This window comes from Acidovorax sp. Root568, from assembly GCF_001427445.1.
Taxonomy (GTDB): Bacteria; Pseudomonadota; Gammaproteobacteria; order Burkholderiales; family Burkholderiaceae_C; genus Acidovorax; species Acidovorax delafieldii.
Window position 1 is genome coordinate 1 of record NZ_LMGP01000007.1, and the last position, 25,239, is coordinate 25,239.

Annotated in this window: 36 protein-coding genes and 1 pseudogene; 28 read left to right on the plus strand and 9 right to left on the minus strand. The window is 62.2% G+C overall.

Going from position 1 to position 25,239, the window contains the following annotated elements:
- The 13 genes and pseudogenes from ASD75_RS23195 to ASD75_RS06415 all read left to right on the plus strand — a co-directional run.
- Positions 1 to 97, plus strand: a pseudogene (locus tag ASD75_RS23195) (elongation factor Tu); the annotation flags it as partial.
- A gap of 25 nt (positions 98 to 122) precedes the next feature.
- Positions 123 to 434 carry a 30S ribosomal protein S10 gene (gene rpsJ / locus ASD75_RS06360; RefSeq protein ID WP_005796953.1) on the plus strand — a complete coding sequence of 104 codons (312 nt, stop codon included), beginning with the start codon at positions 123 to 125 and terminating at the stop codon, positions 432 to 434.
- A gap of 232 nt (positions 435 to 666) precedes the next feature.
- Positions 667 to 1,341, plus strand: coding sequence for a 50S ribosomal protein L3 (gene rplC, locus ASD75_RS06365; protein WP_056058913.1), 675 nt, complete (start codon positions 667 to 669; stop codon positions 1,339 to 1,341).
- On the plus strand, positions 1,341 to 1,961 hold the full coding sequence (rplD, locus tag ASD75_RS06370; RefSeq protein ID WP_008906425.1) for a 50S ribosomal protein L4: 621 nt from the start codon (positions 1,341 to 1,343) through the stop codon (positions 1,959 to 1,961). Before rplC ends, rplD begins: the two co-directional genes overlap by 1 nt.
- Positions 1,958 to 2,272: a 50S ribosomal protein L23 gene (gene rplW, locus ASD75_RS06375; protein ID WP_007847815.1), complete on the plus strand. Its 315-nt coding sequence runs from the start codon at positions 1,958 to 1,960 to the stop codon at positions 2,270 to 2,272. Before rplD ends, rplW begins: the two co-directional genes overlap by 4 nt.
- A gap of 2 nt (positions 2,273 to 2,274) precedes the next feature.
- Positions 2,275 to 3,099, plus strand: a complete 825-nt coding sequence (gene rplB / locus ASD75_RS06380) for a 50S ribosomal protein L2 (RefSeq protein WP_008906426.1) — start codon at positions 2,275 to 2,277, stop codon at positions 3,097 to 3,099.
- A 10-nt stretch (positions 3,100 to 3,109) separates the two neighbouring features.
- Complete coding sequence (rpsS, locus tag ASD75_RS06385) at positions 3,110 to 3,385, plus strand: 30S ribosomal protein S19 (protein WP_010467177.1); 276 nt, start codon at positions 3,110 to 3,112, stop codon at positions 3,383 to 3,385.
- A 9-nt stretch (positions 3,386 to 3,394) separates the two neighbouring features.
- Positions 3,395 to 3,727: a 50S ribosomal protein L22 gene (rplV, locus tag ASD75_RS06390; RefSeq protein ID WP_007847806.1), complete on the plus strand. Its 333-nt coding sequence runs from the start codon at positions 3,395 to 3,397 to the stop codon at positions 3,725 to 3,727.
- A 15-nt stretch (positions 3,728 to 3,742) separates the two neighbouring features.
- On the plus strand, positions 3,743 to 4,624 hold the full coding sequence (gene rpsC, locus ASD75_RS06395) for a 30S ribosomal protein S3 (RefSeq protein ID WP_056058910.1): 882 nt from the start codon (positions 3,743 to 3,745) through the stop codon (positions 4,622 to 4,624).
- A 2-nt stretch (positions 4,625 to 4,626) separates the two neighbouring features.
- A complete protein-coding gene (gene rplP / locus ASD75_RS06400) occupies positions 4,627 to 5,043 on the plus strand; it encodes a 50S ribosomal protein L16 (protein WP_015012190.1) in 417 nt (138 codons plus the stop codon).
- A gap of 17 nt (positions 5,044 to 5,060) precedes the next feature.
- Entirely contained in the window at positions 5,061 to 5,258 is a 198-nt protein-coding gene (rpmC, locus tag ASD75_RS06405; RefSeq protein ID WP_015012191.1) for a 50S ribosomal protein L29, read from the plus strand.
- 9 nt (positions 5,259 to 5,267) lie between these two features.
- Positions 5,268 to 5,537 carry a 30S ribosomal protein S17 gene (gene rpsQ, locus ASD75_RS06410; RefSeq protein WP_056058906.1) on the plus strand — a complete coding sequence of 90 codons (270 nt, stop codon included), beginning with the start codon at positions 5,268 to 5,270 and terminating at the stop codon, positions 5,535 to 5,537.
- A gap of 196 nt (positions 5,538 to 5,733) precedes the next feature.
- Positions 5,734 to 6,243, plus strand: a complete 510-nt coding sequence (locus ASD75_RS06415; RefSeq protein ID WP_015012193.1) for a peroxiredoxin — start codon at positions 5,734 to 5,736, stop codon at positions 6,241 to 6,243.
- A 69-nt stretch (positions 6,244 to 6,312) separates the two neighbouring features.
- Here ASD75_RS06415 and ASD75_RS06420 read toward each other — a convergent pair whose 3' ends face one another.
- Both ASD75_RS06420 and ASD75_RS06425 read right to left on the minus strand, forming a co-directional pair.
- Complete coding sequence (locus ASD75_RS06420) at positions 6,313 to 6,804, minus strand: GNAT family N-acetyltransferase (RefSeq protein ID WP_056744126.1); 492 nt, start codon at positions 6,802 to 6,804, stop codon at positions 6,313 to 6,315.
- 46 nt (positions 6,805 to 6,850) lie between these two features.
- Positions 6,851 to 7,528, minus strand: coding sequence for a cytochrome b/b6 domain-containing protein (locus tag ASD75_RS06425; protein WP_056744128.1), 678 nt, complete (start codon positions 7,526 to 7,528; stop codon positions 6,851 to 6,853).
- Between the two features lie 173 nt (positions 7,529 to 7,701).
- On the opposite strand from ASD75_RS06425, the gene ASD75_RS06430 reads away from it, so the two are divergent.
- The gene (locus ASD75_RS06430) at positions 7,702 to 8,157 is read left to right on the plus strand and encodes a cytochrome c (RefSeq protein WP_056058898.1); all 456 of its coding nucleotides are present in this window, start codon (positions 7,702 to 7,704) and stop codon (positions 8,155 to 8,157) included.
- A 150-nt stretch (positions 8,158 to 8,307) separates the two neighbouring features.
- On the opposite strand, the gene ASD75_RS06435 is transcribed toward ASD75_RS06430, so the two are convergent.
- Positions 8,308 to 8,811, minus strand: coding sequence for a TlpA disulfide reductase family protein (locus ASD75_RS06435; RefSeq protein WP_056058916.1), 504 nt, complete (start codon positions 8,809 to 8,811; stop codon positions 8,308 to 8,310).
- A gap of 182 nt (positions 8,812 to 8,993) precedes the next feature.
- Here ASD75_RS06435 and ASD75_RS06440 point away from each other — a divergent pair, with 182 nt between their 5' ends.
- The 5 genes from ASD75_RS06440 (at position 8,994) to ptsP (ending at position 13,376) form a co-directional block, all read left to right on the plus strand.
- The gene (locus tag ASD75_RS06440) at positions 8,994 to 9,527 is read left to right on the plus strand and encodes a hypothetical protein (protein WP_056744131.1); all 534 of its coding nucleotides are present in this window, start codon (positions 8,994 to 8,996) and stop codon (positions 9,525 to 9,527) included.
- A gap of 2 nt (positions 9,528 to 9,529) precedes the next feature.
- Positions 9,530 to 10,789 carry an MFS transporter gene (locus tag ASD75_RS06445; RefSeq protein ID WP_056744133.1) on the plus strand — a complete coding sequence of 420 codons (1,260 nt, stop codon included), beginning with the start codon at positions 9,530 to 9,532 and terminating at the stop codon, positions 10,787 to 10,789.
- A gap of 85 nt (positions 10,790 to 10,874) precedes the next feature.
- On the plus strand, positions 10,875 to 11,327 hold the full coding sequence (locus tag ASD75_RS06450) for a PTS sugar transporter subunit IIA (RefSeq protein ID WP_056058890.1): 453 nt from the start codon (positions 10,875 to 10,877) through the stop codon (positions 11,325 to 11,327).
- Positions 11,296 to 11,565 (plus strand): HPr family phosphocarrier protein, encoded by a 270-nt coding sequence (locus ASD75_RS06455; RefSeq protein ID WP_056058887.1) that lies wholly within the window; start codon positions 11,296 to 11,298, stop codon positions 11,563 to 11,565. Before ASD75_RS06450 ends, ASD75_RS06455 begins: the two co-directional genes overlap by 32 nt.
- Positions 11,566 to 11,618: 53 nt before the next feature.
- On the plus strand, positions 11,619 to 13,376 hold the full coding sequence (gene ptsP / locus ASD75_RS06460; RefSeq protein WP_056058884.1) for a phosphoenolpyruvate--protein phosphotransferase: 1,758 nt from the start codon (positions 11,619 to 11,621) through the stop codon (positions 13,374 to 13,376).
- Positions 13,377 to 13,481: 105 nt separating this feature from the next.
- Here ptsP and ASD75_RS06465 read toward each other — a convergent pair whose 3' ends face one another.
- The 5 genes from ASD75_RS06465 to ASD75_RS06485 all read right to left on the minus strand — a co-directional run bounded on the left by ASD75_RS06465 (position 13,482) and on the right by ASD75_RS06485 (position 17,198).
- Complete coding sequence (locus ASD75_RS06465; protein WP_056744135.1) at positions 13,482 to 14,315, minus strand: DMT family transporter; 834 nt, start codon at positions 14,313 to 14,315, stop codon at positions 13,482 to 13,484.
- A gap of 101 nt (positions 14,316 to 14,416) precedes the next feature.
- Positions 14,417 to 15,130: an AraC family transcriptional regulator gene (locus tag ASD75_RS06470; RefSeq protein ID WP_056744137.1), complete on the minus strand. Its 714-nt coding sequence runs from the start codon at positions 15,128 to 15,130 to the stop codon at positions 14,417 to 14,419.
- 34 nt (positions 15,131 to 15,164) lie between these two features.
- Entirely contained in the window at positions 15,165 to 16,145 is a 981-nt protein-coding gene (gene lipA / locus ASD75_RS06475; RefSeq protein ID WP_056058875.1) for a lipoyl synthase, read from the minus strand.
- A gap of 15 nt (positions 16,146 to 16,160) precedes the next feature.
- Positions 16,161 to 16,856 carry a lipoyl(octanoyl) transferase LipB gene (lipB, locus tag ASD75_RS06480; protein ID WP_056744138.1) on the minus strand — a complete coding sequence of 232 codons (696 nt, stop codon included), beginning with the start codon at positions 16,854 to 16,856 and terminating at the stop codon, positions 16,161 to 16,163.
- 24 nt (positions 16,857 to 16,880) lie between these two features.
- A complete protein-coding gene (locus tag ASD75_RS06485) occupies positions 16,881 to 17,198 on the minus strand; it encodes a YbeD family protein (RefSeq protein WP_056058869.1) in 318 nt (105 codons plus the stop codon).
- A 287-nt stretch (positions 17,199 to 17,485) separates the two neighbouring features.
- Here ASD75_RS06485 and ASD75_RS06490 point away from each other — a divergent pair, with 287 nt between their 5' ends.
- The 9 genes from ASD75_RS06490 (at position 17,486) to ASD75_RS06530 (ending at position 24,652) form a co-directional block, all read left to right on the plus strand.
- Entirely contained in the window at positions 17,486 to 17,959 is a 474-nt protein-coding gene (locus ASD75_RS06490; RefSeq protein WP_056058866.1) for an ATP synthase subunit I, read from the plus strand.
- 19 nt (positions 17,960 to 17,978) lie between these two features.
- A complete protein-coding gene (gene atpB / locus ASD75_RS06495) occupies positions 17,979 to 18,857 on the plus strand; it encodes a F0F1 ATP synthase subunit A (RefSeq protein WP_010467223.1) in 879 nt (292 codons plus the stop codon).
- A gap of 54 nt (positions 18,858 to 18,911) precedes the next feature.
- Positions 18,912 to 19,181 carry a F0F1 ATP synthase subunit C gene (gene atpE / locus ASD75_RS06500; protein WP_015012210.1) on the plus strand — a complete coding sequence of 90 codons (270 nt, stop codon included), beginning with the start codon at positions 18,912 to 18,914 and terminating at the stop codon, positions 19,179 to 19,181.
- A 34-nt stretch (positions 19,182 to 19,215) separates the two neighbouring features.
- On the plus strand, positions 19,216 to 19,686 hold the full coding sequence (locus tag ASD75_RS06505; protein ID WP_056058864.1) for a F0F1 ATP synthase subunit B: 471 nt from the start codon (positions 19,216 to 19,218) through the stop codon (positions 19,684 to 19,686).
- Between the two features lie 10 nt (positions 19,687 to 19,696).
- Positions 19,697 to 20,239: a F0F1 ATP synthase subunit delta gene (locus ASD75_RS06510; protein WP_056058859.1), complete on the plus strand. Its 543-nt coding sequence runs from the start codon at positions 19,697 to 19,699 to the stop codon at positions 20,237 to 20,239.
- A 42-nt stretch (positions 20,240 to 20,281) separates the two neighbouring features.
- Positions 20,282 to 21,835, plus strand: coding sequence for a F0F1 ATP synthase subunit alpha (atpA, locus tag ASD75_RS06515; RefSeq protein ID WP_056058856.1), 1,554 nt, complete (start codon positions 20,282 to 20,284; stop codon positions 21,833 to 21,835).
- An 18-nt stretch (positions 21,836 to 21,853) separates the two neighbouring features.
- Positions 21,854 to 22,720: a F0F1 ATP synthase subunit gamma gene (gene atpG, locus ASD75_RS06520; RefSeq protein WP_056058853.1), complete on the plus strand. Its 867-nt coding sequence runs from the start codon at positions 21,854 to 21,856 to the stop codon at positions 22,718 to 22,720.
- A 33-nt stretch (positions 22,721 to 22,753) separates the two neighbouring features.
- Positions 22,754 to 24,160: a F0F1 ATP synthase subunit beta gene (gene atpD / locus ASD75_RS06525; protein WP_056058846.1), complete on the plus strand. Its 1,407-nt coding sequence runs from the start codon at positions 22,754 to 22,756 to the stop codon at positions 24,158 to 24,160.
- Positions 24,161 to 24,235: 75 nt separating this feature from the next.
- On the plus strand, positions 24,236 to 24,652 hold the full coding sequence (locus ASD75_RS06530) for a F0F1 ATP synthase subunit epsilon (protein WP_015012216.1): 417 nt from the start codon (positions 24,236 to 24,238) through the stop codon (positions 24,650 to 24,652).
- 257 nt (positions 24,653 to 24,909) lie between these two features.
- Here ASD75_RS06530 and ASD75_RS06535 read toward each other — a convergent pair whose 3' ends face one another.
- A complete protein-coding gene (locus ASD75_RS06535) occupies positions 24,910 to 25,206 on the minus strand; it encodes a hypothetical protein (RefSeq protein ID WP_056062211.1) in 297 nt (98 codons plus the stop codon).
- Positions 25,207 to 25,239: the final 33 nt, after the last annotated feature.

Genomic DNA, 25,239 nt, shown 5'->3' on the forward strand with positions numbered 1-25,239 from the left:
GATCAACCCCATCGCCATGGAAGAAGGTCTGCGCTTCGCTATCCGCGAAGGCGGCCGTACCGTGGGCGCTGGCGTCGTGGCCAAGATCATTGCTTAATTCATAAGCAGAAAAGGAACTTGCCATGTCCAAGCAAAAAATCCGCATCCGCCTGAAGGCGTTTGACTACAAGCTGATCGACCAGTCCGCTGCCGAGATCGTTGACACCGCCAAGCGCACCGGCGCCATCGTCAAGGGGCCCGTGCCCCTGCCGACGCGCATGAAGCGTTTCGACATCCTGCGCTCGCCGCACGTCAACAAGACCAGCCGCGACCAGCTCGAAATCCGCACGCACCAGCGTCTGATGGACATCGTGGACCCTACGGACAAGACCGTGGACGCCCTGATGAAGCTCGACCTGCCAGCTGGCGTGGACGTCGAAATCAAGCTGCAGTGATGTAGCAGTAGTTGCTGTGGGACGGGTTCGCCCGTCTTGCAGTGACTGAAATAACGCGAACTTGCTTGAAAAAGCAGTTCGCGTTATACTTTAGGGCTTCGCTCGATTTTCGCCTGTTAAATGGTGTGCGTCAGCGGAGTTTTATTAACCTTCTTTCATGCACGCAAGCGAGAGTTTGCGGAAACGCCGTAGCCAATTGAAGTTGCGGCGGTGAGAGTTTTGGAGAAAACCAATGAGTCTGAGCAACTCCCTCGGGTTGCTGGGTCGCAAAGTGGGCATGATGCGTCTGTTCACCGATGATGGGGACGCAGTGCCTGTCACGGTGGTGGATGTGTCCAACAACCGCGTTACCCAGGTCAAAACCCAAGAGAACGATGGCTACGTGGCCCTGCAGGTCACGTTCGGTTCGCGCAAAGCATCGCGCGTGACCAAGCCAGAAGCCGGCCACCTTGCCAAGGCAGGTGTGGAAGCCGGTGAAATCATCCAGGAATTCCGCGTGACCGCAGAAACCGCTGGCAAGTACGCCGCGGGTGCTACGGTTCCTGCCACCGATGTGTTTGCCGTGGGCCAAAAGGTCGACGTGCAAGGCACTTCTATCGGTAAGGGCTACGCCGGTACCATCAAGCGTCACAACATGAGCTCGCAGCGCGCGTCGCACGGTAACAGCCGTTCGCACAACGTGCCTGGCTCGATCGGTATGGCACAAGACCCAGGTCGCGTGTTCCCCGGCAAGCGCATGACGGGCCACCTCGGCGATGTCACCAAGACCACGCAAAACCTCGATGTCATCCGCATCGATGAAGCGCGTCAACTGCTCTTGATCAAGGGCGCTATTCCGGGCTCCAAGGGTGGGTTCGTGACGGTGCGTCCAGCGATCAAGGCCAAAGCCTCCAAAGGAGCGAACTAATGCAGCTCGAACTCCTGAATGACCAAGGCCAAGGCGCATCCAAGCTGGATGTTCCTGAAACCGTGTTCGGTCGTGAATACAACGAAGATCTGGTGCACCAGATCGTGGTGGCCTATCAGGCCAACGCCCGCCAAGGCACTCGCGCCCAGAAGGACCGCGAGCAAGTCCGTCACTCGACCAAGAAGCCTTTCAAGCAAAAGGGTACGGGTAACGCACGTGCAGGTATGACTTCCTCGCCTCTGTGGCGTGGGGGTGGTCGGATTTTCCCGAACATGCCTGACGAAAATTTCACGCAGAAGATCAACAAGAAGATGTACCGCGCCGGTATGTCTGCCATCTTGTCGCAGCTGGCCCGCGAAGGCCGTCTGGCTGTGGTCGATTCGCTGAAGCTTGATTCCCCCAAGACCAAGGTCCTGGCTGACAAGTTCAAGGCGATGAACCTGCAATCGGTGATGGTGATTGCCGACGAAGTGGACGAAAACCTGTACCTGGCCTCGCGCAATCTGGTGAACGTGCTCGTCGTTGAGCCCCGTTACGCCGATCCCGTGTCGCTGGTGCGTTTCAAGAAAGTGCTCGTCACCAAGGGTGCAATCGACAAACTCAAGGAGATGTTCGCATGAGCACACTCAAGTTTGACGAAGGTCGTCTGATGCAAGTGCTGGTCGCTCCCATCGTGTCCGAAAAGGCCACCATGGTTGCCGAGAAGTCCAATGCAGTGACGTTCAAGGTGCTGCAGAACGCTACCAAGCCCGAAATCAAGGCCGCTGTGGAATTGATGTTCAAGGTGGAAGTCAAGGGCGTTTCTGTGGTGAACACCAAAGGCAAGACCAAGCGTTTCGGCAAGACCGTGGGCCGCCGCGACAACGTTCGCAAGGCATACGTCACGCTGCAGCCAGGTCAAGAGCTGAACCTCTCCGGGGAGGCCGCGTAATCATGGCTGTCGTTAAGATGAAACCTACCTCGCCCGGCCAACGTGCCGTGGTGAAGGTCACGCGTGACCACCTGTACAAGGGTGAAGCGTACGCCCCCCTGCTGGAGCCACAATTCCAGAAGGCCGGTCGTAACAACAACGGTCACATCACCACCCGTCACAAGGGCGGTGGTCACAAGCACCACTACCGTGTGGTGGACTTCAAGCGCAACAAGGACGGCATTCCGGCCAAGGTTGAGCGCATTGAGTACGACCCCAACCGTACGGCCCACATCGCTCTGGTGTGCTATGCCGACGGCGAACGTCGCTACATCATCGCTCCCCGCAACCTGGAAGTGGGCGCAACCCTGCTGTCCGGTTCGGAAGCACCGATCCGCGCTGGCAACACGCTGCCTATCCGCAACATCCCCGTGGGTTCGACCATCCACTGCATCGAGCTCAAGCCCGGTGCCGGTGCTCAGATCGCCCGTTCGGCAGGTGCTTCGGCAACGCTGCTGGCCCGCGAAGGCGTTTACGCTCAAGTGCGTATGCGCTCCGGCGAAGTGCGCAAGATCCACATCGAATGCCGCGCCACCATTGGTGAAGTGGCCAACGAAGAGCACAGCCTGCGCCAACTGGGCAAGGCCGGTGTGAAGCGCTGGATGGGTATTCGTCCTACGGTTCGCGGCGTGGCCATGAACCCTGTGGATCACCCTCACGGTGGTGGCGAAGGCCGCACCGGCGAAGGCCGCCATGCAGTCGATCCTTGGGGCAATCTGACCAAGGGTTATCGCACCCGTAACAACAAGCGCACACAGATCATGATCGTGTCGCGTCGCAAGAAGTAAGGGGTAACAGATGACTCGCTCTCTCAAAAAGGGTCCATTTGTTGACCATCACTTGCTGGCCAAGGTCGAAAAGGCCGTCGCCACCAAGGACAAGAAACCAGTCAAGACCTGGTCGCGTCGCTCCATGGTTCTGCCCGAGTTCATCGGTCTGACCATCGCCGTGCACAACGGCAAGCAACACGTGCCGGTCTATGTCACCGACCAGATGGTGGGCCACAAGCTGGGCGAATTCGCCCTGACGCGCACCTTCAAGGGTCACCCCGCTGACAAAAAAGCGAAGAAGTAAGGAACGACCATGTCTGAAACACGTGCAGTCCTCCGGGGCGTCCGTCTGTCGGTCGACAAGGGCCGTCTGGTCGCCGACCTGATCCGCGGCAAGAAAGTGGACCAGGCTCTGAACATCCTGAACTTCACGCAGAAAAAAGCTGCGGGAATCGTCAAGAAGGTTCTGGAGTCGGCCATCGCCAACGCCGAACACAACGATGGCGCTGACATCGACGAACTGAAGGTCAAGACCATCTACGTCGAACAAGGCACCACGCTCAAGCGCTTCACCGCGCGCGCCAAAGGCCGCGGCAACCGCATCAGCAAGCCCACGTGCCATGTGTACGTGACGGTTGGCAACTAAAGGCTCGGGAAGACTATGGGACAGAAAATCCATCCTACCGGCTTCCGCCTTGCGGTCAGCCGCAACTGGTCCAGCCGTTGGTACGCCAGCAACCGCGATTTCGCGGGCATGCTGGCCGAAGACATCAAGGTGCGCGAGTACCTGAAGGCCAAGCTCAAGAACGCGGCTGTGTCGCGCATCCTGATCGAGCGTCCTGCCAAGAACGCCCGTATCACCATTTACTCGGCACGTCCTGGTGTGGTGATCGGCAAGAAGGGCGAAGACATCGAGAACCTGAAGAAGGAACTCGCGTCGCGTCTGGGCGTGCCCGTCGCAGTGAACATCGAAGAAGTGCGCAAGCCTGAAATCGATGCCAAGCTGATCGCCGACAGCATCACGCAACAGCTCGAAAAGCGCATCATGTTCCGCCGCGCCATGAAGCGCGCCATGCAGAACGCCATGCGTCTGGGTGCCCAGGGCATCAAGATCATGTCGTCCGGTCGTCTGAACGGTATCGAAATCGCTCGCTGCGAGTGGTACCGTGAAGGCCGCGTGCCACTTCACACGCTGCGTGCGGACATCGACTACGGTACCTCTGAAGCCAAGACCACCTACGGTGTGATCGGCGTCAAGGTCTGGGTCTACAAGGGTGACACGCTGGGCCGCAATGACCTGCCCGCCGTGGAAACGCCTCGTCCAGACGAAGAGCGCCGCCCACGCGGCCCACGCCGTGATGGCCGCCCAGGTGGCGACCGTCCAGGCGCAGGCCGTGGCCCACGTCGTCCTGTCGGTGGCAACGCCGCTCCGGCCGACGGCAGCGACAAGCCAGCGGAAGCTGGTGGCGCTGATAACACCGCCGTTAAGCGCGTACGCAAAGTCGCCGCGCCCGCTACAGCAGCGGACGGTAAAGGAGAATAAAGATGCTGCAACCTGCTCGCCGTAAATACCGCAAGGAGCAAAAGGGCCGTAACACTGGCGTCGCAACACGGGGTGCCTCCGTTGCGTTCGGTGATTTCGGTCTGAAGTGTACCGATCGTGGCCGTCTGACGGCCCGCCAGATCGAAGCTGCACGCCGTGCGATTTCCCGTCACGTCAAGCGTGGCGGCCGTATCTGGATCCGCGTGTTCCCGGACAAGCCAATCTCTACAAAGCCCGCAGAAGTGCGTATGGGTAACGGTAAGGGTAACCCCGAGTACTACGTGGCCGAAATCCAGCCCGGCAAGATCGTGTTCGAGATCGTCGGCGTGCCCGAAGAACTGGCCCGCGAAGCCTTCCGCCTGGCTGCTGCCAAGCTGCCGCTGCGCACCACGTTCGTCAGCCGTCACCTTGGCGCGTAATTCAGGAGACCATGAAAATGACCAAAGCTACTGAATTGCGCCAAAAAGACGTTGCCGGCATCGAAGCCGAAATCAAGGCACTGCAAAAGGCCCATTTCGGCCTGCGCATGCAAAAGGCTACGCAGCAACTGGGTAACACCAACACGCTGCGCACCACCCGCCGTGATATCGCACGTGCCAAGACCATTCTTGCTGAAAAGCAAGCCGCCAAGTAAGGAGCCCATATGACGGAACCTAAAAAATCCCTCAAGCGCACCTTGATTGGCAAGGTGGTCAGCGACAAGCGTCAAAAGACTGTGACCGTGCTGGTCGAGCGCCGTGTGAAGCACGAGCTCTACGGCAAGATCGTTGCGAAGTCGAGCAAGTACCACGCCCATGATGAAAATGGCGAGTACAAGCTGGGCGACGTGATCGAAATCACCGAGAGCCGTCCGCTCTCCAAGACCAAGAACTGGGTGGCGACCCGCTTGGTGCAAAAGGCCGGCCTGCTGTAAGCAGCTGTCCATGCCCGCTCCGGGGGCGCAAGCCCCTGGGCAGCAAGGCCCTTCAAAACGACCCACAATGTGGGTCGTTTTGCTTTGTGGGCATCCTTTTTGATGCGAACGGTTCACACCGTGCCCAGGAGGAGCTTTGCATGGCACTGCGTTCTCGGGTTCCAACACCCCATCCCAACATCCCTAGGAGAAAACAATGATCAAAGTCGGTGACACCCTGCCCGCAGCCACGCTGATGGAATATTCCGAAGTCGAGGGCGAAGGCTGCAGCATCGGCCCGAATCCCGTGGCGGTGGACAAGGCGACGGCGGGCAAGACGATTGCCCTGTTTGCATTGCCCGGTGCCTTTACACCTACCTGCTCGGCCAAGCATGTTCCTGGCTATGTGGAGAAGGCCGCCGAGTTCAAGGCGGCCGGCGTGGATGAAATCTGGTGCGTGAGCGTGAACGACGCGTTCGTGATGGGCGCCTGGGCGCGCGACCAGAAGACCGACGGCAAGGTGCGCATGCTGGGCGACGGCAGCGCCGCCTTCGCGCAAGCCACGGGCCTCACCCTGGACCTGACCTCCAAGGGCATGGGCCTGCGCAGCAACCGCTATTCGATGCTCGTGCGCGATGGCAAGGTGGTCACGCTCAACGTCGAAGCACCGGGCAAGTTTGAAGTGAGCGACGCTGACACCCTGCTGGCCCAGGCCAAGGCGGCGTGAGACCCCGCTGATTGCTATTGAATCAATAGCTGCAAGCGCATGTGTACCATGCGCTTGCGCCCCAAATGGTCAAAAAATATCGACCTTGAGGTAATGTGCCCCGGGTACGGGGTTGTGGTAGTAGGGCGGGATTTCTTCGAAGCCCAGGTCGGTGTACAGCGCGCGGGCCGACTCCATATCGTCCAGGGTGTCGAGCAAAACACACGCGTAACCTGCTTGCCGCGCCCGGTCCAACATGGCTTCGGCCAGCTCGCGACCCAGGCCAAAGCCGCGAAACGCCTTGCGCACATACAGCCGCTTCATTTCGCTGGCGTTGGGGTAGTCGGCGTTGTCCAGCGGGCGCAGGGCACAACAGCCTGCCAAGGCGCCTTCCACTTCGGCGACCAGCAGGGCGCCACGGGGTTCGGCGTAGTCGCCCGGCAGCTGCGCCAGTTCGGACTTGAAGTCCTGAAAGCACAAATCAACGCCCAGCGTGCTGGCGTACTCGCGAAAAATGTCTCTGACCGCATCCCACTCGGCGGGCGAAGAGGGGGTTCTCAGGGAGATGGAGGGCTTGTCCAAAGCGCAAGGCGTGCAAACGAAGGAGCCGCCAGTGTAGCGACTTCGTTCAGAACGCCGGTGCCGCCAGGGACGACACCCACCAGGCCACGCCAGCGCTCAGTGCCAGCACCACCAAGGCGACGATACGGTGCAGGGCATCATCCCGCGAAGGTGCCGCCGCCTCGGGCAGCGTCTTGTCGCCGTCCAGCATGGGACGAATGAGCTGCTGCTTGCGCACGCGCACATAAAAGACGATGGCCAGCACGTGCAGCGCCACCAGCCCCAGCACCAGGAACTGCCCGATGTCCTTGTGGTAGTTCGTGGCCAGCCCCACGACGGCGTTCGAGACATATTGGGTCAACGGTCCGGCAAAGGCGATCTCGTCGTCGCTCAGCAAACCCGTGCCCACCTGGGCTGCCAGCACGGCCAGCAGCACGAACACAGACAACGCACCCAGCGGGCTGTGTCCGATGCCGTCCTCCGGATGTGGCGTGCCACGCAGGTACCGTAGCAGCCGCGCTGGCGAGTACAGGAACGCCGAAAAGCGCGACCAGCGGCCGCCCACCAATCCCCAGACCAGCCGGAACACCAGCAGCGCCAGCACCGTGTAGCCCAGGCGGAAATGCCAGACCATGGCATTGCCTCCCACATTGGCGGTGATGACCAGCGCCACGATGCAGACCGCCAGGGCCCAATGAAAAATGCGGGTTGGAAGGTCCCAGATGCGTACGGTGTGCTGCGTCATGGTGGTCAAAGGCGGTGCGCCGAAGTGAGGGATGGATGAGGAAGCATGCGGCATTGTGCGGCAGGGCGGCCGGACCTGTAACCTCCCAGCCACAGCACAAACGCGCCCAAACCGGCATACTGCGCAGGCTTGGAAGGCACCATTCTGTTCCACCCACGAAAAAGGAAGTTCCGATGAAAGCATTTGCTGCGTTGACCCTGGCGGCTGCGGCTCTGACCCTGTCCGCCCCCGCCTCCGCCCAATTTGCCAAAGCCGAAGATGCCATCAAATACCGCCAGAGTGCGCTGTTTGTGATGGGCCAGCACTTCGGCCGCCTCGGCGCCATGGCCAACGGCCGCGCGCCGTTCGATGCCAAGGTGGCGCAGGAGAATGCCGACATCGTGGCCCAGATGGCCAAGCTGCCATGGGCAGGCTTTGGTCCCGGCACCGACAAGGGCGCGCCCACCAAGGCACTGCCAGAAATCTGGACCGAGCAAGCCAAGTTCAAGGACCATGCCGAGAAGCTGGAAGCCGAGACCGTGAAACTCGCCGCTGCGGCCAAGACAGGCAACCTGGACAACCTGAAAACCGCCTTTGGTGCCACTGCAGGCACTTGCAAGGCCTGCCACGACAACTTCCGCGCGAAGTGACGCGATCACTGGAGGATCATGTTGCTATGTTTTGCATAGCAATCAAGGCATGATCCACTAGCGCAAAAGGCCAATTTCTTTCGAAATTGGCCTTTTTGATGCCCCGAACGGGCTGGGGTGCATGCGGGAGCGTTGTGTCCGCCCCGCTGCTCAGGTTTCTGCCAGCAGCTTCTCGATCAACTGGTGCAGCTCCGGGAAATTGGGGGCGCCCACATAGGTCTTCACGATCTCGCCCCGCTTGTTCACGATGAAGGTGGAGGGCGTCAGGCGCACATCGCCCCAGGCCTTGGCCACGTTGCCGGTGTTGTCGATGGCCACCTGGAAGGGCAGCTTGCGTGTCTCGGCAAAGTTCACCACGTAGCTGGGCGGGTCGTAGCTCATGGCCACGGCCAGGGTGTCAAAACCCTTGCTGTTGTATTTGTTGTAAGTCGCGATGATCTCGGGCATTTCGGCCACGCAGGTGGTGCAGCTCGTGGCCCAGAAGTTGACCAGGGTGACCTTGCCTTTCAGGTCGGCGGTGGATTTGCTGGAGCCGTCCAGCAGCACGAAGGTCGATGCAGGCGCTTCGGCGCGGCCTGTGTCCAGGTACACATAGGCGCCCACAGCGGCAAACGCTGCCACCGCCACACCTGCTGCCCAATGCTTGATCGCCATGACTTCACCACCCATCCCAAAAGAAACACGGGGCCTGTGCCCCACCCTGCATTGTGCCGGAGCGGCCCGCTCGCCGCGCGAGCGGCGCCCGCCACACCAAGGCTGGACTCCACTTTCCCGCAAAAGTTCGCCGCAGAACGCAGGGCAGGGCCGACATCGGGGACTCTGCCGATAATGCCCCGATGAAATGGACATTGACCGGGGCCGCTGCCCTGCTGATTGCGGGCTGCAGCCCCGCACTGAATTGGCGCACCGTGCCGCTGCCCGAAGCGGACCTGACCATCACCCTGCCGTGCAAGCCCGACCAGGCCACTCGCACCGTGGAGCTGGCAGGTGCACCGGTGGAACTGTCCATGGTGGGCTGTGATGCCGATGGCGCCACCTTTGCTGTGTCCCATGCCGCGTTGGCCGACCCTGCCCAGGTGGGCGCAGCGCTCACCCATTGGCGGGCTGCCATGCTGGCGCGCCTGGGGGCAGGGGCCGAAGCGGGCGCCAAAGACGTACCCTACGCGCCGCGCGGCACCTTGCCCCTGCCGCAGTCGGTGCGTACCGTGGCTCAGGGGCAGCGTCCCGATGGCAGTGCGGTGGTCGCGCAGGCCGTGTGGTTTGCACGCGCGGCAGGGCCGCAGGTGCGGCTGTACCACGCCGTCGTCTACACCGCCAAGCCTCGGCCGGAGGTGGCCGACCAGTTCTTCGCTGGCCTGGCGCTGCCATGACGATGAGCAGCGGCGGCGTTTTGCCACGGCGGGCGGCCGTCATCGTCTTTCTGGCGTTTGCTTTTGCCTACTTTTTATCGGCGCTGGTGCGTGCTGTCACGGCCACCCTGGCGCCCACGCTGGCCCAGGAGTTCTCGCTGCAGGCGCGGGACCTGGGGCTGCTGGCGGGAGGGTACTTTCTGGGCTTCTCGGCAACGCAGCTGCCGTTGGGGACCTGGCTGGACCGGCATGGCCCCAAGAAGGTCGCACTGGGCTTCCTGGGCGTGGCCGTGGTGGGCAGCCTGGTGTTTTCGGCGGCCACGGGGTTTTCGGGGCTGCTCGCCGGTCGGGTGCTGTGCGGCGCGGGCGTCAGCGCCTGCCTGATGGCGCCGCTCACTGGCTACCGCCGGTGGCTGGAGCCGGTGGCGCAGATGCGGGCGAACTCGTGGATGTTGATGACGGGCTCGCTGGGCATGGTGGCATCCACGCTGCCCGTGCAATGGGCGTTGCCGCTGGTGGGCTGGCGCCCGCTGTTCTGGGGGCTGGCGGTATTGATCGCGTTGTCGATGGCGGTGATTGCCCTGTGGGTGCCAGGCTGGGGTTTGGCGGGGCAGGCGAAGGCCGATTCCGGCGCCGCAGAGGCCGTGCCCCAGGGCTATGGCGTGGTGTGGCGGCACCCTTATTTCCAGCGCCTCGCGCCGCTGGGGTTCTTCTGCTACGGCGGCATGGTGGCCATGCAGACGTTGTGGGCCGGGCCGTGGATGCAGCGCGTGGCGGGCTACACCGCCCTGGAGTCGGCGACGGGCCTGTTCTGGATCAACGTGTCCATGTTGTGCACCTTCTGGACCTGGGGCATGGTCAACCCCTGGCTGCTGCGCAAGGGGTTTGGTGCCGACCGGCTGATGGCCATGGGCCTTCCGCTGTGCTCGGTGGTGCTGCTGGGCATCATCCTGGCGGGGCCCCAGGCCGGGGGCGGCGCCTGGGCGTTGTTCTGCGTGTCGTGCACCTTCGTGTCGCTGTCGCAGCCCGCCGTGGCCATGGCGTTTCCGCAGGCGCTGGCAGGGCGGGCGCTGTCGGCCTACAACCTCGTGATTTTTGTGGGCGTGTTTGTGGTGCAGTGGGGCATCGGGCTGGCGGTGGACGCCTTTGCAGCCGCGGGGCTGGCCACCGTGCCGGCGTTCCAGGCGGCCATGGCGGTGTACCTGGCATGCAACGCCAGCGCCTACGCATGGTTCCTGCTTCGGGGGCGGCGCCATAATGTGCTGACAACCCCCACACCATGAACACTTGCGCAACCATCGATGCAACCACCGGCGGCCTCTTCATGACCTGCCCTTCGTTGATACCTGCGTGGCGTAAGTCGTGACCATGAGCCCCACCAGCATCCTCATCATTGCCCACGCCCCACTGGCCCATGCGCTGCGCGAATGTGCGCTGCACGTGTTTGCCGACTGCGGCAGCAGCGTGGCTGCGCTCGACGTGCAGCCCAACCAGCCCCCCGAAGAGTCGCTGGCCCAGGCACGCATCATGCTGGACCAGCTGGGCACCGACACCACCCTGGTGCTGACCGATGTGTTCGGCGCCACGCCCTGCAACGTGGCGCAGCGCCTGGTAGACGGCGTGCGCTCGCGCCTGGTGACGGGTGTCAATCTGCCCATGCTGCTGCGCGCCGTGAGCTACCGGGCCGAGCCGCTCGATTCCGTGGTGACCCGCGCCGTGGTGGGTGGTACCCAAGGGGTGATGCAGGTGGCCATTTCCGCGCCGCAGAACCAGAACCGCCGTAACCGACATGATCAAGACCCGTACGACCATCAGCAATAAATTGGGCCTGCACGCCCGCGCATCGGCCAAGCTCACCAAGCTGGCCGGCAGCTTTCCGTGTGACGTTTTCATGAGCAAGGGGGAGCGCCGCATCAACGCCAAGAGCATCATGGGCGTGATGATGCTGGCTGCTGGGCTGGGCTCTGAAGTGGAGCTGGAAACCAACGGCGACCGCGAACAGGAGGCCATGGACGCCCTGCTGGCACTCATTGCCGACAAATTTGGCGAAGGTGAATAAGCCTGCCCACCTCGCCCGTGTCCTGACCCCGTCGAACCTTTGATCACACCACCATGACCTTCTCCGTCCACGGCCTCGCAGTTGCACGCGGCATTGCCATTGGCCGGGCCGTGCTGGTGGCGTCCAGCCGGGTGGATGTGGCGCACTACTTTGTCGAGCCCTCCCAGGTCGAGGGCGAGATCGAGCGGGTACGCCAGGGCCGCAACGCCGTGGTCGAGGAGCTGCAGCGCCTGCAGACCGACATGCCCGCCGACGCGCCGCACGAGCTGACCGCGTTGCTGGACGTGCACCTGATGCTGCTGCAGGACGAAGCACTCACGGGCGGCGTGAAACACTGGATCACCGAGCGCCTGTACAACGCCGAGTGGGCGCTCACCACCCAGCTTGAGGTGATTGCGCGCCAGTTCGACGAGATGGAGGACGAGTACCTGCGCGAGCGCAAGGCGGACCTGGAGCAGGTGGTTGAACGCATCCTGCGCTACATGAAAGGCGTGGCCAGCCCGGTGGCACCACCGGCCAGCAGCCCGCGTCGCAAGACACAGCAAGATTTGCTGCTGGACGACACGGTGGATGTGCCCCTGGTGCTGGTGGCGCACGACCTCTCGCCCGCCGACATGCTGCAGTTCAAGCAAAGCGTGTTCGCGGGCTTTGTGACGGACGTGGGCGGCAAGACCAGCCACACGGCCATCGTCGCGCGCAGCATGGACATCCCCGCCGTGGTGGGCGCGCGTGCCGCCAGCCAGCTGGTGCGCCAGGACGACTGGGTCATCATCGACGGCGATGCGGGCGTGGTCATTGTCGATCCCTCGCCCATCATCCTGGCCGAATACGGATTTCGCCAGCGCCAGGTCGAACTGGAGCGCGAACGCCTGGCGCGCCTGCGCCACACGCCTGCCATCACCATCGACGGCCACAAGATCGAGCTGCTGGCCAACATCGAGCAGCCCGGCGACGCCGCCGCCGCCGTGCGCGCAGGCGCCGTGGGCGTGGGCCTGTTCCGCAGCGAATTTCTGTTCATGGGCAAAAGCGGCAACCTGCCCGGCGAGGACGAGCAGTACCGCGCCTACTGCGAGGCCATTGACGGCATGCAGGGGCTGCCCGTCACCATCCGCACCATCGACGTGGGCGCGGACAAGCCTCTGGACAACAAGGCCCACAAGGACAGCTACCTGAACCCGGCCCTGGGCCTGCGCGCCATCCGCTGGAGCCTGGCCGACCCGGCCATGTTCCGCACCCAGCTGCGCGCTGTGCTGCGTGCGGCGGCCCATGGCAAGGTCAACCTGCTGTTCCCCATGCTGGCGCACACGCACGAAATCCAGCAGACGCTCGCCCAGGTGGACCTCGCCCGGGGTGAGCTGGATGCACGTGGCGAGCCCTACGGTCCGGTGCAGCTGGGCGCCATGATCGAGGTGCCCGCCGCGGCACTCATGGTGCGCACCTTCCTCAAGTACTTCGACTTTCTCTCGATCGGCACCAACGACCTGATCCAGTACACCCTGGCCATCGACCGCGCCGACGAGGCCGTGGCCCACCTGTACGACCCGCTGCACCCTGCCGTGCTGCGCCTGGTGGGCGATGTGATTGCTGAGGGGGAGCGCCAGGGCAAGAGCGTGTGTGTGTGCGGCGAAACGGCGGGCGATGTGACCATGACGCGGCTGCTGTTGGGCCTGGGGCTGCGCAGCTTCTCCATGCACCCCGCGCAGATCCTGGCTGTGAAGCAGGAGGTGCTGCGCGCTGACACGCGCAAGCTCGCACCCTGGGCGCAGCAGGTGCTGGCGGGCGATGAACCTGCTGTGCTGCTGACCGCTTGACGGGCGGAGGACCTGACCGCCTGAGGGGGGCAGTTACTTCAAAATTGATAGCTGTCCGAGCATATTTTTCTAACGCTCCCAGCCAATTTCGCTGAAATTACTGCGTCAGCGTGCCCGCATCCCCATCACGGCCGCGCTGATGATCATGGCCGTGGCCAGCGCAGTGCTCCAGGTGAATGCGCGACCGCTCACCAGGATCAGCAGCGCGGTGGACGCCAGTGGCGTGATGTAGCTCAGGATGCCGATGTGCCGTGCGTCCCCCAGCTTGAGCGCCTTGTCCCACATAAAAAACGACGCCCCCAGCGGCCCCAGGCCCAGCACCGCGAGCAGCCCCCAGTCGCGCGGCTGCAGTGCCACCGGCGGCTCCAGCGCCACATGGCACAGCAGCGACAGCACGCCGGACACCAGCCCGAACAGGCCAATGGCCGTGGTCGGGAACGCTGCCACGCGCTTGGTCATGAGCGAATACGTGGCCCAGATGAAAGCCGCTGCCAGCGCGGGCAGGTAGCCCCAGGCCAGCGTGCCGCTCAACTCGCGCCCGCCGGCAATGGCAATGGCCGCACCGCCAAAACCCAGCAGCGCCGCCAGCACATGCGGCAGGCGCAGCGCCACACCGGGCAGCACCACCGGCGAGAGCACCACGATGAACAGCGGCCACAGGTAGTTGACGAGGTTGGCCTCCACCGGCGGGGCATGGCGCAGCGCGATGAACAGCAGGAAGTGGTACGCAAACAGGCCGTACACGCCCAAGGCCAGCGTGCGCAGCGGAATGCGCCATTGCGACGGATCACGCAGCACAAAGGGCCATGCGGGCACGCTGCCAATGATGAGTGCAATGCCCGTGAGCAGGAAGGGCGGAATGTGGGTGAGGGACACCCCCAACGAGGCGAGAGAAGCCCACAGTGCAATGGCGCCCAGGGCATAGAGGTTGGCTTGCATGGCGCCGAGCTTACGCGCGCCCGCTGTAGTGAGTCGTCGCGCAACACGGGTGAGTCGTCGCGCGCCAAGGTTTTGGGCTGGTTGCCCGCCGTCGCCGGCCGTTATGTGTGCTGCTCAGCTCGGCGCAATGCGGCAGTCAAAGCCGAGGGCGAGCGGTAGCCCGTGCGCAGCGCCACCTCGGCCACCGCCATGCCCGTGCTGCGCAGCACCCGGGCCTGCGCCAGGCGCAAGCCGCGCAGCCAGGCCATGGCACCCATGCCCTGGTCGTCCCGGCAGCGGGCAGAAAACTGGCTGGGGCTCAGATGCACCTGCGCCGCCAGGTCGGCCACGGTCAGTTCACGGTGCCATTGCTGCGCCGCCCATTGCTGCAGGGCGGGCCAGTTGATGGTGCGGCCGCGCGTGGGGCCGGGCATGGAAAGGTCGGAATGGGTGCTGTCGAGCCACGCCTCCAGCAAGAGCGCAGGGCCGTGGGTTTGTGCCAGCGGGCGGTCTTGTTGCAGTGCGCTCGCCAGATAGTGCGCCAGTGGCAGTGCGTCGGCGGGTGGTTTGGTCGAGCGGCGTTGGCCGGTACAGCGCGCCCAGTCGGGGTGTGCGCTGTCGAGCACCAGGCACAGGCTGCCACGGGACGATTCAAAGTCGTGCCGATCTCCCGGGGCAATCACGCAGCCGCCGCCGGGTGCCACGCGCACGCCACGGCCCGCCACCTCCAGGTCCAGCGCTCCGGAGAGTCCCAGCAGAATCTGGAAATGGTCATGGCTGTGGCTGCCCGGTGATGCGCCGTAGCGGCGCAGGGAGAGCAGACCATTCGGGCCCATGGGTGACCTGCGAACCGGGCCGGGTGGACAGGGCTTACACGCCAGCGGCGTGCGCCTGTTGGTCCGCGTGGTAGCTGGAGCGCACCATGGCGCCAACTGCCGCATGGCTGAAGCCCATCTTGTACGCCTCTTCCTCGAACATCTTGAAGGTGTCGGGGTGCACGTAGCGGCGCACGGGCAGATGGCTGTTGCTGGGTGCCAGGTACTGGCCGATGGTCAGCATGTCGATGTTGTGCGCGCGCATGTCACGCATGACCTGCAGGATCTCTTCGTCCGTCTCGCCCAGGCCGACCATGATGCCGCTCTTGGTGGGCACGTTGGGGTGCAAGGCCTTGAACTTCTTGAGCAGGTTCAGGCTGAACTGGTAGTCCGAACCGGGGCGCGCTTCCTTGTACAGGCGGGGCGCGGTTTCCAGGTTGTGGTTCATCACGTCGGGCGGCGCGGCTTTCAGGATTTCGAGCGCGCGGTCATCACGGCCGCGGAAGTCGGGCACCAGGATCTCGATTTGGGTCTGGGGCGACAGCTCGCGGATGTTCTGGATGCATTCCACAAAGTGGCCGCTGCCGCCGTCGCGCAGGTCGTCGCGGTCCACGCTGGTAATCACCACGTATTTGAGCTTGAGTGCGGCAATGGTCTTGGCCAGGTTCAGTGGCTCATCTTTGTCGAGCGGGTCGGGGCGGCCATGGCCCACGTCGCAGAACGGGCAACGGCGCGTGCACTTGTCACCCATGATCATGAAGGTGGCCGTGCCTTTGCCAAAGCATTCACCGATGTTGGGGCAAGACGCTTCTTCGCACACCGTGTGCAGCTTGTGCTCGCGCAGGATTTCCTTGATTTCGTAGAAACGCGTGGTGGGGCTGCCCGCCTTCACGCGGATCCACTCGGGCTTCTTGAGCACTTCGCCCTGCTCCACCTTGATCGGAATGCGCGACAGCTTGGCCGCAGCCTTTTGCTTGGCCAGCGGGTTGTAGGCTTCGGTGGATTGCGCTTCGCGGACGACTTCAGGGGTGCTCATGGCTGTAGGCAGAGTTCAGGGCGCCAACCGGATGCTGAGCTGCTGGCCCAGCACCTGCGCGGCTTCTTCCCAGGTGGTGTGGACCCCGATTGTAGAAAGGTCCACCGTTTTCAATCCTGCGTAACCGCAAGGGTTGATGCGGCCGTAGGGCTCCAGGTCCATGTTCACGTTCAGCGCCACGCCGTGGTAGGTGCAGTGGCGGCTGACCTTGATGCCGAGCGCCGCGATCTTGCCCAGGCCTTCGAAGTCGGGCGTGGGCGCCTCCGAGCCCGTTCGTTTTTGGGGGCGTTGGGGCAGCATGGCGTGGCTGCGCGGATCATCCAGGCGCACATAAATGCCGGGTGCGCCGGCAACCCGGTGGCCCGTGACGCCGAAGTGCGCCAGCGCACGGATCACGGACTCTTCGACGCGATAAACGTATTCCTTGACGAAATAGCCTGCGCGTTGCAGGTCGATCAGCGGGTACGCGACCACCTGGCCCGGTCCGTGGAAGGTGACCTGCCCACCCCGGTTGGTGGCGATGACGGGGATCTCGCCTGGGTCAAGCACATGATCGCTTTTGCCTGCAATGCCTTGGGTGTAAAGCGGCGGGTGCTCACAAATCCAAAGCGTATCCGGGTCAGAGGGCGTACGTGTGGTCGTGTAGTCCTGCATGGCCTGCACAGTGCTGGCGTAGTCCACACGGCCCAGCAGGCGGATGTCAATCGTCATGGCGCAACTTGCAGGGGGGGGCGGCTACAGCACCACTTTCACCAGCGGATGCGATGACAGCGCACGGTACAGGTCGTCCAGCTGCTCGCGGCTGGTCGCCGTGATGGTGATGGTTACTCCGAGGTAATTGCCTGCGCGGCTGTCACGCAGTTCAATGGTGGCGGCGTCGAAGGTGGGGTCAAACTGGCGGGCCAGTTCGGTCACCGCGTGCACGAACCCATCCACCTTGGCGCCCATGACCTTGATCGGGAACTTGGAGGGGTATTCGATCAGCGAGTCTTTGCGTGGATCTGTTGCCTGCGTATCGAGGCCGTTGGCGGGCGGCGGATTGGAGGATGTCATGGTGGATCGCGGTGGTAGGGATGCTGCAGTTTCAATAGCTAGGCATGCACTGTCATTGTGCGCCACGGGCTGATGAAGGTGTCTGAATTGTGTGTTTGGCGTGCGCCAGATCGGTGCATTGCGCGAGGTTTTTGGAGCGCAAAAGCCGTTGGCGCATCACCACAACAGAGCAGGCGCACACGAAGCCCACGGGCACGTTTGCGGGTTTTTGTCTGGTGCCATGGGTTTTTACTTATAATTAGAGGCTTTGTAAAAGTTGCGGTCTGTAACGCGGGCGTCATTCATCAATGAAAACAATCCCGCCAGAGACTGAAACTGAGGCTGAAGAATCTGACTTCAAGCCCCTGACGGCCCAAGAGGCGCAGCAGTGGCGCAGTCGCCATCCGCCCCTCTCGGTGTGGAAGGTGGTGGCAGGTCAGGCGCTGGTCGGAATGCTGGTGGCCCTGGTGGCCTGGGTTCTGACGGGCAGGGCGGTGGTGGGTTGGTCTGCAGCCTACGGTGCCCTGGCAGTGGTGGCTCCGGCTGCACTGTTTGCCCGCGGTGTGTTGCGCCACAAGGCGTCATCCAATCCGCGGGCTGCCATGGTGGGGTTCTTTGGGTGGGAAATCGCCAAGATCATGTTGACGGTGGCGCTGCTGGCGGCGGCACCTCGGCTGGTGCCGGGCTTGAGCTGGATTGCCTTGCTGATTGGCATGGTGGTCGCAATGAAAACGTACTGGGTGGCACTGTTGGTGCGGCCTGGTGTCCGAAAAACCGATTGATAGAGAGAAGAGTTGTCCGATGGCCGCAGAAGCGCACGCTCCGACTGCAAGTGAATACATCGTTCACCACCTGCAGCATCTTCAAAACGTCAACCAGACCAAGATCGTTGATTTCACTGTCATCAACTATGACTCGATCATCGTCGGTTTGGTTCTGGGGGCTCTCACCCTTTTGATTCTGTGGTCAGCTGCCCGTAAGGCAACCTCTGGTGTGCCTGGACGCTTCCAGGCAGCGGTCGAGATGCTGGTCGAGATGGTGGACAACCAGGCCAAGGCGAACATTCACAACGCTGAAAGCCGCAAGTTCATTGCGCCCCTGGGTCTGACAGTGTTCGTCTGGATCTTCTTGATGAACTTCATGGACATGCTGCCTGTGGACCTGCTGCCCGCCATCTGGGCGCAGATCTATGGCGCCGCCGGCCACGATCCTCACCACGCCTATCTGCGTGTCGTGCCCACGGCTGACCTGTCTACCACGCTGGGCCTCGCCTTTGCCATCCTGATCCTGCGCTTCTGGTACAGCGTCAAGATCAAGGGTGCTGGCGGCTGGGCACACGAACTGGTGTCGGCTCCTTTTGGCACCAGCAAGAATCCTATCTTCGCCCTGATCCTGGGCGTGGTGAATCTGCTCATGCAGATCATTGAATATGTCGCCAACACCGTGTCTCACGGCATGCGGTTGTTTGGCAACATGTACGCTGGCGAGCTGGTGTTCATGCTCATCGCCCTCATGGGTGGTGCTGCGGCCCTGTCGCTGTCGGGTGTGCTGCTGCCTGTGGGCCACGTCATCGCTGGCACCATCTGGACGCTGTTCCACATTTTGGTGATCTCGCTGCAAGCGTTCATTTTCATGATGCTGGCGCTGATCTACCTCGGTCAGGCGCACAACGCGCACTAAGTTTCCCTTTCGTTTTTTCTTTCCTTAACTTTTCTTTTTAACTCAGGAGTCATCATGGAAAACATTCTCGGTCTCGTCGCTCTGGCTTGTGGTCTGATCGTTGGTCTGGGCGCTATCGGCGCTTCCATCGGCATCGCCCTGATGGGTGGCAAGTTCCTCGAATCGTCGGCACGTCAGCCTGAACTGATCAACGAACTGCAAACCAAGATGTTCATCTTGGCTGGTCTGATCGACGCTGCGTTCCTGATCGGCGTGGCTATCGCTCTGCTGTTCGCTTTCGCCAACCCCTTCGTTTCCACGCTCTTGGCCAACCTGCCCAAGTAATTCCCGTTCAACGCCACTTTAGAAAGGTGTTGCCGTGAGTATCAATGCGACCCTGTTCGTTCAGGCCATCGTCTTCCTGATCCTCGTGTGGTTCACGATGAAATTCGTGTGGCCCCCGATCGCGAAGGCGCTGGATGAGCGAGCCCAGAAAATCGCCGATGGCCTCGCAGCTGCCGACCGTGCCAAATCCGAACTGACCGCTGCCAACCAGCGCGTCGAGAAGGAACTGTCACAGGCGCGCAACGAGACGGCCTCGCGTCTTGCGGACGCCGACCGTCGTGCCCAGGCCATCATCGAAGAAGCCAAGGCCCGCGCCACAGAGGAAGGCAACAAGATTGTTGCTGCTGCCCGCGCTGAAGCCGAGCAGCAGACGGTCCAAGCCCGCGAAGCCCTGCGTGAGCAGGTGGCAGCGTTGGCCGTCAAGGGTGCTGAGCAGATTCTCCGCAAGGAAGTCAATGCTGGCGTCCATGCCGATCTGCTCAACCGCCTGAAGACCGAGCTGTAAGGGGACACACATGGCTGAACTCGCCACCATTGCCCGCCCTTACGCCGATGCCTTGTTCAAGGCTGCCACTGCGGGCGCGGGCGTCGATCTGGGCAGCACCGCTGCCTGGATGGACGAACTGGCGGCGATTGCCGCCAACCCCCAGCTGCGTCAGTTGGCGGACAACCCCAAGGTGACGGCAGACCAGGTGTTCGCTGTATTCACCGGGGTCGCTCGCTCGGCCCTGCCGGATATGGCCAAAAATTTCCTGCGCACAGTCATCGACAACGGACGCATTGATGCGCTCCCGGAAGTGGCTGCGCAGTTTCGTGCCCTCGTGAATCGTCGCAACGGATCTTCGGATGCCGTGGTGTACAGCGCATTTCCGATGGACAGTGCTGCACTGTCTGAGGTCAGCGCAGCGCTGGAAAAGCGCTTCGGCCGCAAGCTCAACCTCGCTGTGAAGCTGGATGAGTCCCTGATCGGTGGTATTCGCGTAGTGGTGGGTGACGAGGTGCTGGACACTTCGGTCAAGGCCCGTCTTGAACAAATGAAAGCGGCCCTCATCGCGTAATGCGCGGAGAGGACAGCGAACCAAAGAAAGAAGGAAAGAGTCATGCAACTCAATCCCGCAGAAATTTCTGAACTCATCAAGAGCCGCATCGAAGGTCTGGCCGCCAGCAGCGATATCCGCAACCAGGGTACCGTGGTGTCCGTGTCCGACGGTATCGTGCGCGTTCATGGCCTGTCGGACGTGATGCAGGGCGAAATGCTCGAGTTTCCCGCGACCAAGGACGGCCAGCCCTCCTACGGTCTGGCGCTGAACCTTGAGCGCGACTCCGTCGGCGCCGTGATTCTGGGCGAGTACGAGCATATCTCCGAAGGCGACACCGTGAAGTGCACGGGCCGTATTCTGGAAGTGCCCGTCGGCCCCGAACTGATCGGCCGCGTGGTGAATGCCCTGGGCCAGCCGATCGACGGCAAGGGTCCCATCAACGCCAAGCTCACCGACGTGATCGAAAAGGTCGCTCCTGGTGTGATCGCCCGTAAATCGGTGGACCAGCCTCTGCAGACCGGCCTGAAGTCCATCGACTCGATGGTGCCCGTGGGCCGTGGCCAGCGCGAGCTGATCATTGGTGACCGCCAGACCGGCAAGACGGCCGTCGCCATCGACGCCATCATTGCCCAGAAGGGTCAGGGCGTTACCTGTATCTACGTCGCTATTGGTCAGAAGGCTTCTTCGATCAAGAACGTGGTGCGCGCTCTGGAACAAGCCGGCGCCATGGAGTACACGATTGTGGTGGCCGCATCGGCTTCCGAATCGGCCGCCATGCAGTACGTGTCGGCCTACTCGGGCTGCACGATGGGCGAGTACTTCCGCGACCGCGGTGAAGACGCGCTGATCGTGTATGACGATCTGTCCAAGCAAGCCGTTGCCTACCGCCAAGTGTCCCTGCTGCTCCGCCGCCCGCCAGGCCGTGAAGCCTATCCTGGCGACGTGTTCTATCTCCACAGCCGCCTGCTCGAACGCGCAGCCCGCGTGAACGCCGACTACGTCGAAGCCTTCACCAAGGGTGAAGTCAAGGGCAAGACCGGATCGTTGACAGCACTGCCCATCATTGAGACGCAAGCTGGCGACGTGTCCGCTTTCGTGCCTACCAACGTGATTTCGATCACCGACGGTCAGATCTTCCTGGAAACCAGCCTGTTCAACGCCGGTATCCGCCCCGCTATCAACGCCGGTATCTCGGTGTCGCGCGTCGGCGGTGCAGCCCAGACCAAGCTGGTGAAGAACCTGTCCGGTGGTATCCGTACCGACTTGGCCCAGTACCGTGAACTGGCTGCGTTTGCGCAGTTTGCCTCCGATCTGGACGAAGCCACCCGCAAGCAGCTGGACCGCGGTGCCCGCGTGACCGAACTGCTCAAGCAGGCACAGTACAGCCCGCTGCCCATCTCGCTGATGGCTTCCACGCTGTTCGCTGTGAACAAGGGCTTCATGGACGACATCGACGTCAAGAAGGTGCTCGACTTCGAACACGGCCTGCACCAGTTCCTGAAGACCAGCCACGCCGCTTTGCTGGCCAAGCTGGAGCAGGCCAAGGCCATGGACAAGGACGCAGAAGCCGAATTGACCGCAGCGATCGCCGCGTTCAAGAAGTCGTTCGCTTAAACCGGACGAGGAGCCATCATGGCAGCAGGCAAGGAAATACGCGGCAAGATCAAATCGGTGGAAAACACCAAGAAGATCACCAAAGCCATGGAAATGGTGGCCGCATCCAAAATGCGCAAGGCGCAGGACCGGATGCGGGCTGCCCGCCCATACAGCGAGAAGATCCGCAACATTGCAGCCAACCTCGGCAAGGCCAACCCAGAGTACGTGCATCCGTTCATGAAAGTGAACGATGCCAAGACCGCTGGCGTCATCGTCATCACCACAGACAAGGGTCTGTGTGGCGGCATGAACACGAACGTGTTGCGTGCCGTGACGACCAAGCTGCGTGAACTGCAAGGTGCTGGCGTCTCGACCGAAGCCGTGGCGATTGGCAACAAGGGCCTGGGTTTCCTGAACCGTGTGGGCGCCAAGGTGGTTTCGCACGTGACGGGTCTGGGCGACACCCCCCACCTGGACAAGCTGATTGGCCCGGTGAAGGTGCTGCTCGATGCATACGCAGAAGGCAAGATCAACGCGGTGTACCTAAGCTACACCAAGTTCATCAACACCATGAAGCAGGAATCGGTGGTGGAGCAGTTGCTCCCCCTGTCCTCCGAGCAGATGCAAGCTGAGAAGACGGAACACGGCTGGGACTATATCTATGAGCCCGATGCGCAAAGCGTCATCGACGAGCTGCTGGTCCGTTATGTCGAGTCCCTGATCTACCAGGCGGTTGCGGAAAACATGGCGTCCGAGCAGTCGGCGCGCATGGTGGCCATGAAGGCTGCCACCGACAACGCCGGCAGCGTCATTGGCGAGTTGAAGCTGGTCTACAACAAGACGCGCCAGGCAGCGATCACGAAAGAACTTTCGGAAATCGTGGCTGGCGCCGCTGCTGTGTAAGCAGCTCAACAAACTACTTTATTGGAGCGAAAAATGGCTCAAGTGCAAGGCAAGATTGTTCAATGTATCGGCGCTGTGGTGGACGTGGAGTTCCCCCGCGACCAGATGCCCAAGATTTATGACGCCCTGAAGCTCGAAGGCTCGTCGCTGACGCTGGAAGTGCAACAGCAGCTGGGCGACGGCGTGGTGCGTACCATTGCCCTGGGTTCGTCCGACGGCCTGCGTCGCGGCATCATGGTGTCCAACACCGGCAACCCCATCACCGTGCCTGTGGGCAAGGCGACGCTGGGCCGCATCATGGACGTGCTGGGCACGCCCATCGACGAACGCGGTCCGGTCAGCCAGGACCTGACGGCCTCCATCCACCGCAAGGCCCCTGCGTACGACGAACTGTCGCCATCGCAAGAGCTGCTGGAAACCGGCATCAAGGTGATCGACCTGGTGTGCCCGTTCGCCAAGGGCGGCAAGGTGGGTCTGTTCGGTGGCGCCGGTGTGGGCAAGACCGTGAACATGATGGAACTCATCAACAACATCGCCAAGGCCCACAGTGGTCTGTCGGTGTTCGCTGGTGTGGGCGAGCGTACCCGTGAAGGGAACGATTTCTATCACGAAATGGCCGATTCCGGCGTGGTGAACCTCGAGAAGCTCGAAGACTCGAAGGTCGCCATGGTGTACGGCCAGATGAATGAGCCCCCAGGCAACCGTCTGCGCGTGGCCCTGACCGGCCTGACCATCGCGGAATCCTTCCGTGACGAAGGCCGTGACGTGCTGTTCTTCGTGGACAACATCTACCGCTACACGCTGGCCGGTACCGAAGTGTCCGCTCTGCTGGGCCGTATGCCTTCCGCCGTGGGCTACCAGCCTACGCTGGCCGAAGAAATGGGCCGCCTGCAAGAGCGTATTACGTCCACCAAGGTCGGTTCGATCACTTCCATCCAGGCCGTGTATGTGCCAGCGGATGACTTGACCGACCCATCGCCTGCCACGACGTTTGCTCACTTGGACTCCACCGTGGTGTTGTCGCGTGACATCGCTTCGCTGGGTATCTATCCCGCCGTGGATCCTCTGGACTCCACCAGCCGCCAGCTGGACCCGAACGTGGTGGGCGAAGACCACTACACCACGGCCCGCGCCGTGCAAGGTACGCTGCAGCGCTACAAGGAACTGCGCGACATCATCGCCATCCTGGGCATGGACGAACTGGCTCCTGAAGACAAGCTGGCCGTGGCCCGCGCTCGCAAGATCCAGCGTTTCCTGTCGCAGCCTTTCCACGTGGCCGAAGTGTTCACTGGTTCGCCAGGCAAGTACGTTCCCCTGTCGGAAACCATCCGCGGTTTCAAGATGATCGTGAACGGCGAATGCGATCACCTGCCAGAGCAAGCGTTCTACATGGTGGGCACCATTGACGAAGCCTTCGAAAAGGCCAAGAAGGTGGCCTGATGAGCCGTCGGCCGGGCAGCCCATGGCAGCGCGGCCCCCAGCAATCAAGCAACCCACCTTTTCCTAGGAGCAATGATGAACACCATCCACGTTGATGTGGTCAGTGCCGAAGAGTCCATCTTCTCCGGTGAAGCGCGTTTTGTCGCTCTGCCCGGCGAAGCTGGCGAACTGGGCATCTACCCCCGCCACACCCCGCTGATCACCCGCATCAAGCCGGGCTCGGTGCGCATCGAAATGGCTGACGGTGGCGAAGAGTTCGTTTTCGTGGCCGGTGGCATTCTGGAAGTGCAACCCAACTGCGTGACCGTGCTGTCCGACACCGCCATCCGTGGCAAGGACCTGGACGACGAGAAGGCCAACGCAGCCAAGTCTGCAGCCGAAGAAGCGCTCAAGAACGCCAAGAGCGACATCGATCTGGCCAAGGCCCAGTCCGAGCTGGCTGTTATGGCAGCCCAGATTGCGGCACTGCGCAAGTTCCGCCAGAAGAAGTAAGCTTTTGCGAGCACCTCTGTGCGGCAAAAAACCCGGCAATGCCGGGTTTTTTTATTTCTGCGCCGTGTGGATGGCCTCCAGCCGTGGATTGCCATGAGTTCCGTTTGATGTGGATGGTCGGTGACTTTTAGCGCTGCTCCGGCACGAAACGGCTGCCCGCCAGACTAAAAAAAGGCCGGGGCCCCTCACAGGGCCCCGGCCTTTTGCATTGGCACTTTTCACAAAGCCCTCATGCGGTCCGCATGGGGCCTTCGCAATTACATCGCGTTGCCAATTTCGCCCGAAGAGATCTGGCCGGTGCGCAGGGCTTCAGCAGCCTGGGCACGCACGGCAGCACGGTCAGCCGTGGACTTGTAGGTCACCACACGCGAACCAGCGGGYTCGATSGAGCGGGTCTGGGCCACGGTAGCAGCTTCGGCAGCCACTTCAGCGCGGGTGCGGTTGGTTTCGAACTTGGTGGCGAACTGCGAAGCATCGGCTTCATCAGCGTGGGCACCAAAAGCGGCAAAAGCGGCGACAGCAGCAACGGACAGGAAACGGACAGACTTGTTCATGGTGAAACTCCGGAAAATTCTAAAAAGAGGACT

Coding starts and splice junctions, on each gene's coding strand:
- rpsJ (WP_005796953.1), top strand. CDS start 123: ATGTCCAAGCAAAAAATCCGCATCCGCCTGAAGGCGTTTGACTACAAG.
- rplC (WP_056058913.1), top strand. CDS start 667: ATGAGTCTGAGCAACTCCCTCGGGTTGCTGGGTCGCAAAGTGGGCATG.
- rplD (WP_008906425.1), top strand. CDS start 1,341: ATGCAGCTCGAACTCCTGAATGACCAAGGCCAAGGCGCATCCAAGCTG.
- rplW (WP_007847815.1), top strand. CDS start 1,958: ATGAGCACACTCAAGTTTGACGAAGGTCGTCTGATGCAAGTGCTGGTC.
- rplB (WP_008906426.1), top strand. CDS start 2,275: ATGGCTGTCGTTAAGATGAAACCTACCTCGCCCGGCCAACGTGCCGTG.
- rpsS (WP_010467177.1), top strand. CDS start 3,110: ATGACTCGCTCTCTCAAAAAGGGTCCATTTGTTGACCATCACTTGCTG.
- rplV (WP_007847806.1), top strand. CDS start 3,395: ATGTCTGAAACACGTGCAGTCCTCCGGGGCGTCCGTCTGTCGGTCGAC.
- rpsC (WP_056058910.1), top strand. CDS start 3,743: ATGGGACAGAAAATCCATCCTACCGGCTTCCGCCTTGCGGTCAGCCGC.
- rplP (WP_015012190.1), top strand. CDS start 4,627: ATGCTGCAACCTGCTCGCCGTAAATACCGCAAGGAGCAAAAGGGCCGT.
- rpmC (WP_015012191.1), top strand. CDS start 5,061: ATGACCAAAGCTACTGAATTGCGCCAAAAAGACGTTGCCGGCATCGAA.
- rpsQ (WP_056058906.1), top strand. CDS start 5,268: ATGACGGAACCTAAAAAATCCCTCAAGCGCACCTTGATTGGCAAGGTG.
- ASD75_RS06415 (WP_015012193.1), top strand. CDS start 5,734: ATGATCAAAGTCGGTGACACCCTGCCCGCAGCCACGCTGATGGAATAT.
- ASD75_RS06425 (WP_056744128.1), bottom strand. CDS start 7,528: ATGACGCAGCACACCGTACGCATCTGGGACCTTCCAACCCGCATTTTT.
- ASD75_RS06430 (WP_056058898.1), top strand. CDS start 7,702: ATGAAAGCATTTGCTGCGTTGACCCTGGCGGCTGCGGCTCTGACCCTG.
- ASD75_RS06435 (WP_056058916.1), bottom strand. CDS start 8,811: ATGGCGATCAAGCATTGGGCAGCAGGTGTGGCGGTGGCAGCGTTTGCC.
- ASD75_RS06440 (WP_056744131.1), top strand. CDS start 8,994: ATGAAATGGACATTGACCGGGGCCGCTGCCCTGCTGATTGCGGGCTGC.
- ASD75_RS06445 (WP_056744133.1), top strand. CDS start 9,530: ATGAGCAGCGGCGGCGTTTTGCCACGGCGGGCGGCCGTCATCGTCTTT.
- ASD75_RS06450 (WP_056058890.1), top strand. CDS start 10,875: ATGAGCCCCACCAGCATCCTCATCATTGCCCACGCCCCACTGGCCCAT.
- ASD75_RS06455 (WP_056058887.1), top strand. CDS start 11,296: ATGATCAAGACCCGTACGACCATCAGCAATAAATTGGGCCTGCACGCC.
- ptsP (WP_056058884.1), top strand. CDS start 11,619: ATGACCTTCTCCGTCCACGGCCTCGCAGTTGCACGCGGCATTGCCATT.
- ASD75_RS06465 (WP_056744135.1), bottom strand. CDS start 14,315: ATGCAAGCCAACCTCTATGCCCTGGGCGCCATTGCACTGTGGGCTTCT.
- ASD75_RS06470 (WP_056744137.1), bottom strand. CDS start 15,130: ATGGGCCCGAATGGTCTGCTCTCCCTGCGCCGCTACGGCGCATCACCG.
- lipA (WP_056058875.1), bottom strand. CDS start 16,145: ATGAGCACCCCTGAAGTCGTCCGCGAAGCGCAATCCACCGAAGCCTAC.
- lipB (WP_056744138.1), bottom strand. CDS start 16,856: ATGACGATTGACATCCGCCTGCTGGGCCGTGTGGACTACGCCAGCACT.
- ASD75_RS06485 (WP_056058869.1), bottom strand. CDS start 17,198: ATGACATCCTCCAATCCGCCGCCCGCCAACGGCCTCGATACGCAGGCA.
- ASD75_RS06490 (WP_056058866.1), top strand. CDS start 17,486: ATGAAAACAATCCCGCCAGAGACTGAAACTGAGGCTGAAGAATCTGAC.
- atpB (WP_010467223.1), top strand. CDS start 17,979: ATGGCCGCAGAAGCGCACGCTCCGACTGCAAGTGAATACATCGTTCAC.
- atpE (WP_015012210.1), top strand. CDS start 18,912: ATGGAAAACATTCTCGGTCTCGTCGCTCTGGCTTGTGGTCTGATCGTT.
- ASD75_RS06510 (WP_056058859.1), top strand. CDS start 19,697: ATGGCTGAACTCGCCACCATTGCCCGCCCTTACGCCGATGCCTTGTTC.
- atpA (WP_056058856.1), top strand. CDS start 20,282: ATGCAACTCAATCCCGCAGAAATTTCTGAACTCATCAAGAGCCGCATC.
- atpG (WP_056058853.1), top strand. CDS start 21,854: ATGGCAGCAGGCAAGGAAATACGCGGCAAGATCAAATCGGTGGAAAAC.
- atpD (WP_056058846.1), top strand. CDS start 22,754: ATGGCTCAAGTGCAAGGCAAGATTGTTCAATGTATCGGCGCTGTGGTG.
- ASD75_RS06530 (WP_015012216.1), top strand. CDS start 24,236: ATGAACACCATCCACGTTGATGTGGTCAGTGCCGAAGAGTCCATCTTC.